This is a genomic window from Mycobacterium sp. UM_Kg1, from assembly GCF_000972925.1.
Lineage (GTDB): Bacteria > Actinomycetota > Actinomycetes > Mycobacteriales > Mycobacteriaceae > Mycobacterium > Mycobacterium hiberniae.
In genome coordinates this window covers 1-7,626 of sequence record NZ_JRMK01000164.1, presented here as the reverse complement: position 1 = coordinate 7,626, position 7,626 = coordinate 1, and the positions used below count along the sequence as shown (strand labels likewise).

Annotated in this window: 7 protein-coding genes and 1 pseudogene; 2 read left to right on the top strand and 6 right to left on the bottom strand. The window is 67.6% G+C overall.

The window, feature by feature from the left end:
• Positions 1-30: 30 nt before the first annotated feature.
• Positions 31-300: pseudogene (locus LI92_RS18375) on the bottom strand (aldehyde dehydrogenase family protein); the annotation flags it as partial.
• A 42-nt stretch (positions 301-342) separates the two neighbouring features.
• Complete coding sequence (locus LI92_RS18370; protein WP_286135188.1) at positions 343-1,131, bottom strand: serine hydrolase; 789 nt, start codon at positions 1,129-1,131, stop codon at positions 343-345.
• A 148-nt stretch (positions 1,132-1,279) separates the two neighbouring features.
• Here LI92_RS18370 and LI92_RS18365 point away from each other — a divergent pair, with 148 nt between their 5' ends.
• Complete coding sequence (locus tag LI92_RS18365; protein ID WP_052740854.1) at positions 1,280-1,702, top strand: DUF6636 domain-containing protein; 423 nt, start codon at positions 1,280-1,282, stop codon at positions 1,700-1,702.
• Between the two features lie 9 nt (positions 1,703-1,711).
• Here the strand turns inward: LI92_RS18365 and LI92_RS22555 are convergent, their stop codons facing one another.
• A complete protein-coding gene (locus LI92_RS22555; protein ID WP_286135187.1) occupies positions 1,712-2,344 on the bottom strand; it encodes a DUF3298 domain-containing protein in 633 nt (210 codons plus the stop codon).
• Positions 2,345-2,755: 411 nt separating this feature from the next.
• Here LI92_RS22555 and LI92_RS18355 point away from each other — a divergent pair, with 411 nt between their 5' ends.
• Positions 2,756-4,633 carry an ABC transporter ATP-binding protein gene (locus LI92_RS18355; RefSeq protein WP_046321464.1) on the top strand — a complete coding sequence of 626 codons (1,878 nt, stop codon included), beginning with the start codon at positions 2,756-2,758 and terminating at the stop codon, positions 4,631-4,633.
• A 20-nt stretch (positions 4,634-4,653) separates the two neighbouring features.
• On the opposite strand, the gene LI92_RS18350 is transcribed toward LI92_RS18355, so the two are convergent.
• The 3 genes from LI92_RS18350 to LI92_RS21950 are packed head-to-tail and all read right to left on the bottom strand — an operon-like array spanning position 4,654 to position 7,350.
• Entirely contained in the window at positions 4,654-4,899 is a 246-nt protein-coding gene (locus tag LI92_RS18350; protein WP_046321462.1) for a lasso RiPP family leader peptide-containing protein, read from the bottom strand.
• Between the two features lie 13 nt (positions 4,900-4,912).
• The gene (locus LI92_RS18345) at positions 4,913-6,676 is read right to left on the bottom strand and encodes an asparagine synthase-related protein (RefSeq protein ID WP_046321461.1); all 1,764 of its coding nucleotides are present in this window, start codon (positions 6,674-6,676) and stop codon (positions 4,913-4,915) included.
• The gene (locus LI92_RS21950; protein WP_052740853.1) at positions 6,676-7,350 is read right to left on the bottom strand and encodes a lasso peptide biosynthesis B2 protein; all 675 of its coding nucleotides are present in this window, start codon (positions 7,348-7,350) and stop codon (positions 6,676-6,678) included. Before LI92_RS21950 ends, LI92_RS18345 begins: the two co-directional genes overlap by 1 nt.
• Positions 7,351-7,626 lie beyond the last annotated feature (276 nt).

Below are 7,626 nucleotides of genomic sequence, written 5' to 3'. Positions count from 1 at the left end.
TCGGCAGCGTCAGATGTGTATAAGAGACAGCATCAGGAAGTTCCGGTTGGCGATCACCAGGTCGCGGTAGCGCTCGATGATGGCGCAGCGCTCTTTGACCGGGCGTGCCGCCCAGACGCGCTGGGCCGCGCGGGCCTTGACGAATGCGGCCGCCACATCCTCGGCGTTGCCGACCGGGATCGTGGTCAGCGGCTGGCCGGTGAAGACCTCGTCGATGGTCTTCGACTGCCGCGCATCGATGTCGTCGATGGCGGCCAACTGACGCAGCCGGTCGAACTCTGCGGCGGACGGGGCGGGCATGGGTGTCTCCTACTCGCGGGTAACACGTGGCTAGCGGCCAACCTACCCCGCGCAGCGGCCACCCGGTAGCTCGGCGGCATGAGCGCTCAGCCACTGGGTCATCTGGTTGAGTGCCGCGACCCCCGATCCGAAGCTGCCGTCCTTGGGCTCGGCCGCCAGTGCCACCGCCAGATCACCCCGCGGTGTGCCGACGATGCCGAACTGGCGCACCAGATACCCGCCGTCCCGGCCGGGGCCCCAGCCGCCTTTGGTCGGGGCGCCGATGCCGGCCAACCCCCAGCGCTGGTCGGTCACGGTGTTGCGCATCAGGCTGTAGACGGGCGCGGCGGGGGGCATGCAGGGCAGATGCGCGGCGAACACCGCTTGGCGGGCCAGCGGCCACTGGGTCTGGCCGAAGGCGCTGAACTCCGGACGCAGTCGCCGGGACTCGACGGCGGTGCCGGTGTCACCGCCGGCCCGGAGCACGGCCTGCACCTGTTGGGCGGCCTGGGGTGCGGGCCCCAGGGAGGACCACAGCTGTTCGGCGGCGTCGTTGTCCGATGCGGTGACCGCCTTGGCCGCCAGTTCCTGGGCGTTGGGGCGGTTGGCGTGGATCGCCGCGATCGCCAGCGGAACCTTGATGGTCGACCAGGCGACGCCGCTCTGCAGCGAACCGAGCGTGACGACGCCGTTCTGACCGACGGGGGCATAGGCGAGGCCGACGTTGCCCGGGACGGTGTTGGCCAGCTGCGCGAAGGATGCCTGCAGCGGCTCCGCCGTCGCGGGGGCGGGCAGGGCCAGAGCGATGGCAGCGGCGAGGGCTGCGACGAGGACGCGGCGGGCAACACGCATTGAGTAAGTATTGCCTGCCGGGGGCGAGCGAATGCGGATGACGAGCGCCCGTGTCGGACCCCGTGCCGACCCCGCCGACACCGGGCCGCGCAGGTATAAAAAATCTTGTAAAACCGCACAACGGTCTATTTCCGGCTATCTTTTCCTCATGAAAGCGGTGCTCGGTGCAGCAGCGGCCCTGATCGCCTCAGCGCTCGGCACGGCGCCGAGCGTTCTGGCGGAGCCGGACATGCACTTCTTCGAATCGCCCAGCGGAAACATCGCATGCCTGGTCGGCACCGACTGGGTCCGGTGCGACATCCAGGACCGTGACTGGTCGCCGCCGCCGCGGCCGTCGGACTGCCCGAGCCAGACCGGGTACGGGCAGGGCATCCAGCTCGAGGCACGCGGTAGGGCGGAGTTCGTCTGTGCCGGAGACACCACGTTCGGCGGGGACGCGCGAACCCTCAAGTACGGCGAACGGGACAGTTCGACCACCCACCAGTGCATCAGCGAGACGTCCGGTATCCGGTGCGAAAACCGTGACGACCACGGGTTCGTGATCTCGCGCGAGTCGTACGAACTGTTCTGACAGGTATTTTCAGCGCTGCGCCAATACCGCCATGCCCGGTGCCAGCACATCGGTCAGCGCCGACCACGGCACGGTGATCACCGGCAGTCCGTGTGCGAACTGGTAGTCGGCGAAGTGGAGTTCCATACCCTCAGCGGTCGGAATCCAGTTCGCGAAGTTCGCGGCGACCGGCCGGTTGCCGGGTTCGTCGGCCATCGGTGTGCCACCGCCATAGGTGTCCGGCCAGATCTGTTTGGTCTGCTGCGAAAGCCGCTCGAGGCCGGCTTGCTCGTCGGCGAACAGGTCTGTGAGGGTGATCGGTTCGGCCGTGCGACTGTCGATCACCACCGTGCCCACATAGTTGCTGGGGTGTGCTGCGCCTTGTGCGTAGTAGACACCGGTGAGAAGTTGCGCAATCGCCGTGGGCCGAAAGGTCAGCGCCGGTGTCACTTCGAAGGTCCACGATGCCCCCGTGCCGGCGTCACGGCGCACCTGGTCGATCTGGTCGCGGGCTGACGCCTCACCGGCTTTGTTGAAGGCCTGGGCCACCAGCGGATCGCCTTCGGACACCTGGCCCACTTCGGCGTGCCAGTGCCCGTCGCCGCCTGGGGTGACGCCCTCGATCACGGTGGAGGTGACGGCGTAGCTCCTACCGTTGGACACCTGCGCATCCGGCGTTGCCGAGGGCAGGGACGCCTCCGATGTCTCCGGCGATTCCGTCGGCGCGGGGGTAGGCCGGGTCGGCGTCGGTTGTGTTGGTGCCGAGCGTGTTTCGGCGGTACACGACGCGGTCAGGGCAGATGCTGCCAGGAGGATCGCGGCCGTCGATGCCAGCCTTGTCCTACGCATCAGCTGCCCGATGTTCTCCGATTGCGAGCGCCACCAGCAGATCATCGCACCTTCGTCGTGGTCGGATGCGCTGTTTGGCGCCGGAGATTGTCGCCGAGCGCCGGATCTTCCCGGCCGCGAATCGATATCGGACGGATCTCATGCCGGAGTGGCCGCGGGTCTGTCATCGTGGGTGTCATCGAGCCCGGTCGACTACCCGCAACGCCTTGAGCCAGGAGCACATCGATGTACGTTCGACGCAGTCTGGCGATGCTGGAAGCAGTGCGCGGTTCGGTGCTGCTGTGCGCGCTGCTGGGACTGTGCGTCACGGCGCTGCCGTTCGTCGCGAACGCGGCCTTCGGGCCGCTGATGCAGGCGGTCGCGGCTGCGGGCATGAGCGGGGGCCTCGCCGAGGTGTGGGGTTCGCATGGCTCGCTGCTGAGCCGCGAGGGCGGCGGTACCGGCCTGATCGGGTGGCTGGCAACACCGATGACCTTCGCGACATTGCTGGCCATCTGGTCGATCTCGCTGGTGGCGGCGCAGGCTCTGAGCTTCGCCAATGCCTGGATTGGCGCACACGTCGAGCGAAAGCTGCTGACCGCGATCCTGCAGCGCGTGCATGACCATATTCAGTCACTGTCGCTGGATTTCTTTATCGGTGCGCGCAGCGGTGCGTTGATCCAGCGGGTGCAACTGGAAGCGCCGTGTGTGCAGCGGCTGTTGACCGAATGCGTTGTCCCGCCGGCGGTGGACGCCGTGGTGCTGGTCGTCGCACTGTGCTATCTGCTGGCGCTGTCCTGGCCGATGACGATCGTGGCGCTGGTGTTGACGCCGCTGGCGCTGGTGGCGCTGCGCTTCGCCGGAAGAGGCCTGCAGGCAGCCACGCAACGCGCGATGCTGGCGAATCGGTCGATGGGCAGTGAACTCGCGGAGACCACCAGCGGGATCGCCGATATCCAGGTTTTCAACGCGGGGGCCCGGCGCAGCGAACTGTTTCGCGAGTCCTCGATGGCGGCGACGAAAAACATGGCGTGGATGCGGATCTGGATGCAGGCGTCCACCCATGGCGTCCAGGTTTTCATCGCTTTGAGCACGGTCTTGGTGTTGCTCAGCGGGATCGCGTGGGGTGACCGGTTCGGTCTGAGCTTTGCCGGCCTGGTGGTGTTCATCGCGTATGTGCCGACGATGTTTGCCGCCGTGCAGCGAATGGTGCTGGCGTACACGACGTATAAGTCGATCCTGCCCCACGTCGCATCGACGTACGAACTTCTCGACACCGAACCGACGGTGCGTGATCGACCGGATGCCACGGCACTGCCCGAGGTCCGCGGAAACCTGGTGTTCGACGACGTGTCGTTCAGCTATTCGCCGCAACAGAAGGTGCTCGACGGCCTGTCCTTCTCGATCGAAGCGGGGGAGACGGTCGCCCTGGTGGGACCCATCGGGTCCGGCAAGTCGACCGTCTTCAACCTGATGTTGCGGTTCCTGGAGCCGCAGCGAGGACGAATCCTGTTGGACGGCAACGACATCAGTGCAGTGACGTTGCACTCGCTACGAGAACAGGTATCCAAGCTCGCGCAGTTCCCGTTCTACTTGAAGGACACGATTCGCCAGAACGTGCGGCTGGGCAGGCACGATGCCACCGACAGCGACGTTGAAGAGGCCTGCAGAATGGCCCACGTCCACGCGGTGATCGTCGATCCGGCCAAGCTGCGTGACGGCTACGACACCATCGTGGACGTCGAGGTGCCCTCGGGTGGTCAGAAGCGGCTGATCGCATTCGCCCGGTGCCTGCTGCGGCGGCCGCAGGTGCTGCTGCTCGACGAGCCGACGGAGAACCTGGATGCCGATCAGCGGGCCCGCGTGACCGCGGTGATTCGGGAATACGCACACGACCGCACCTGCCTGGTGGTCAGCCACGACATGGACTTCATTGCGGCCGTGGCAGACCGGATCATCGTGCTGAACCATGGCAGGGCCGTGGAGCAGGGCACTCACGCGGAATTGCTGGCTCGCGGAGGCCTGTACAAGCGCCTGTATGAAGCCGACAACGAATCCGCGCTACTGGGCGGGTTCGCGCGGACCGACGGCTCCACCGCCTTGCAGGGCGCTGTGCTTGAGTGACCGTATGCCCCGCCGGGCCCTCAGGCGCGCGGGGGCAGCGGTGCCGCCGTCTCAGGAGTGTCGCAGTGGCGGTTGTACCAGCCCATGTAGCCGTAGCCTGTGCTGCTGTCGGAGAGGTAGTTCCCGCTGCCCTGGGTGGTGGCGCGTACGTCGCCTACGTGCACGACCTGCGGGGGCGAATAGCTGCGCATCCTCAAGACCTCCATGATCGGTGGATCGCTGACCTGGCCTACAAAAATGTACTTGTTGCCAAAGAACGCGACCATGTGTTTCGCCGAATCAGCGCGTGGGCGCCACGGACGGTCCCGTCAGCAGGCGCGGAGCGCCCACGTGACGCAGGTGGCGCAGCCAGACCTCGATCTGGATCGCGGTGTAGAACTGTGCGACGGCGCCGATCCGGCCCGCTGCGCGCAGCGCATCGGACCACGCATCGGCGTCGGCGTAGCCACGGTCCACCAGTAGCGGGCGTTCGCCCAGGTACTCGCGCCATCGGGCGTTGCGTTCGAAGCCGTGCAGCATGGCCTCGTCGGCGATCGGCTTGGACCGTCGCCGAAGGACCTTCTCGCTGACCAGCCCCGCGAAGGCGTATCGCTGCACTGCTCGGTCGACCCGGGGATCCACCGCGATATCCCACGGAGTGGTCAGCGCCAAGTCGACCAACGGCGGCGTCAGCAACGGATGCCGCAGGTCGAACGTGGCCGGAGGAAAGATGTGGCGGCTTCGGGCGAATTCGACGCCGCGCAGCACGTTCTCCAGAACGGCCTGGCCGTGGACCGTCGGCGCCCGGATGGTCGTGGTGAACTGGGTGCGGCCTTGCAGATGGTGACCGTCAACGTACTCCCGGCGTAACCACGGTGCCGCGTCGGCGATGCGCGCCGACGGTTGCAGGGCCAGGGTTCGTCCGCTTCGCCATCGGCGGCGGCCCTCGACGGCTGCACGTCGCACCCAGAACCCGGCGGAACGGCCCAGTCCGGACTCGGCACTCCATCGCAGCGCTTCTCGCCGCAGCGCTGCCAGCCGTCCGGCGCGCAGCAGGTCGGCCAGGTACCAGGGCAGCAGACCCGCGAAGAACACCGCATCGCCGCCCTCCCCGGTCAACAGGGTCGATACCCCCAACTCCCGGGCAACGGTCTCTTCGGCGGCGCTCGGTGCCCAGTTGAGAATCCGCCGTGTCGGTGCGGGTAGGAAGATGCCCAGCTCGGGCCCCGCGGCGAAGCTGGCGTGCTCGGTGGCGTCAATGGGATGCCACGACACCGGTGTGGCTTCCAAAGCAGCGTGAATCCACGACGACTCGTCGCTGCCCGGGTGGCCGGGATGAACGAAGCTCAGCGCATGCATCGGTGCCACGGCAGTGGCGGCGGCCAAGACCGTCGAGGTGTCCAGGCCGCCCGACAACTCGACCGCCTGGGCGCCATCGGACGCCAACGCTGCTGCGACGGCGCTTTTGACGGTGTCGCGCAGGAGCTCCCGGTGACCGGCGAAGCTCTCCCGGAGCGGCTCCGCAGACGGCCGCCAGCCCCCGCGCAGCCGGGGACGGCCCGCCTGGCAGGTGGCGAATTGGCCCACTTGCAGCCGCCGTATGCCGCGGTAGGGGGTCCGCGGGCCCAGGTGCATGCCTGTGCTGAACATGTCGGCCAGATAGTCTTCGTCCAGTTCGCGCCAGGCGCGGGTTTCGCGGACCAGCGCTCCGAGGTCCGTCGACACCACCGTTGAACTCGGCCGGGCGGCGTAGTACAGCGGCCGCAGGCCCATCCGGTCGCCGATCAGCACGGCGTCGGAGCCGCTCACGACGACCGCTGCGTATTCGCCGATGATGTGCTCGCCGGCGTCGGCCCGCCATCGCCGAATCCCGGCTTCCACGATCCGGCCCGGCGATGCCGATGCGGGCAGTTTCAGCTTGGTGCGCAGCGGGGCGGGATGCGCCAGGTAGCCGTGGAACCAGACGGCGGTGTCGCCGACGACCTCATGTTGCGGCCAACCCCGAGTCGGTGCCTGCGCGTCGGTGGGCAGCGATACCAGGAACCCCTGAAGTTCGGCCGGCATCACGCCTGCTGGATCACGGTGAAGCGTCGCAGGACAGAGGTGCTCTCGTTGAGCGCGACGCCGTCCAACTCCACCCAGGCATGGGCTTCAAACGGGTACAGCGCAACTCCTATCACGTGCTGGGCCGGCCACCCGGCCGTCCGAAGAAAGCGGGTCAGGGCCAGGGAGCGCGGCAGACAGTCCAGTGGCGCCTGGCGGGCGGGATAGATGCCCTCGGCGGTGCGAAACCGCTGTGTCACCAGCCGCAGCTCGGCCCGCGGCGGGGTGGTGTCGGCGATCGGCTGGGTGCGCTCGCGGTAGGCGGAGGCGAAACCCCGTCGCAGGGCACGTTCTACAGCAGCTCTTTCCCGCAAGGCACGCACGAGCGTCGGCCGCCGCCGCGCGGCCAGGACGTCACGCGGGGTGTCGGCCTGCGGTGTGCGGACGAGTCGGCCCGCGGCCACCTGTGCGGCGGCGAACTCGGCGATGTCGGCCTCCACGGCGGCCGCCGGAACCCCATATTCGTCGGCCAGGACCGCGACGTCGCGCTCGTGCGGGGGCCGGGCCAGCTGCGCCCACATTGCCGTGCCGATCTCGTCGACCACGTCATAGACGCCGGCAGTCAGGTCCAGCAGCACCAGCCGGCCAGCTACCTCGGCGCACCGCAGGGTCGGCGCGCAGAACAGCTGGGGCACTGACCTGGGTCCAAGATTTTGCACGGTGTCGGGTGATTTCGCGGTCGCTGGGCCTAGAAAGTGGGCGTGAGGCGTCCAATAGTGCAGTTATACGCGCATATTTCCGATATCGCGGCAGAAGTCATCAACCGCAACGCTGCGGGACGTCAATCGCAGACCAACTGCAGGTTCTCCAGCCGCCGGACCAGCAGGCTCGGCAGCCACCTGCCCACATCGGCCGCGCGCACGTCGTCGGTGTTCGCGAGCAGTTGGCCGATGACCTGTCTCTTATACACA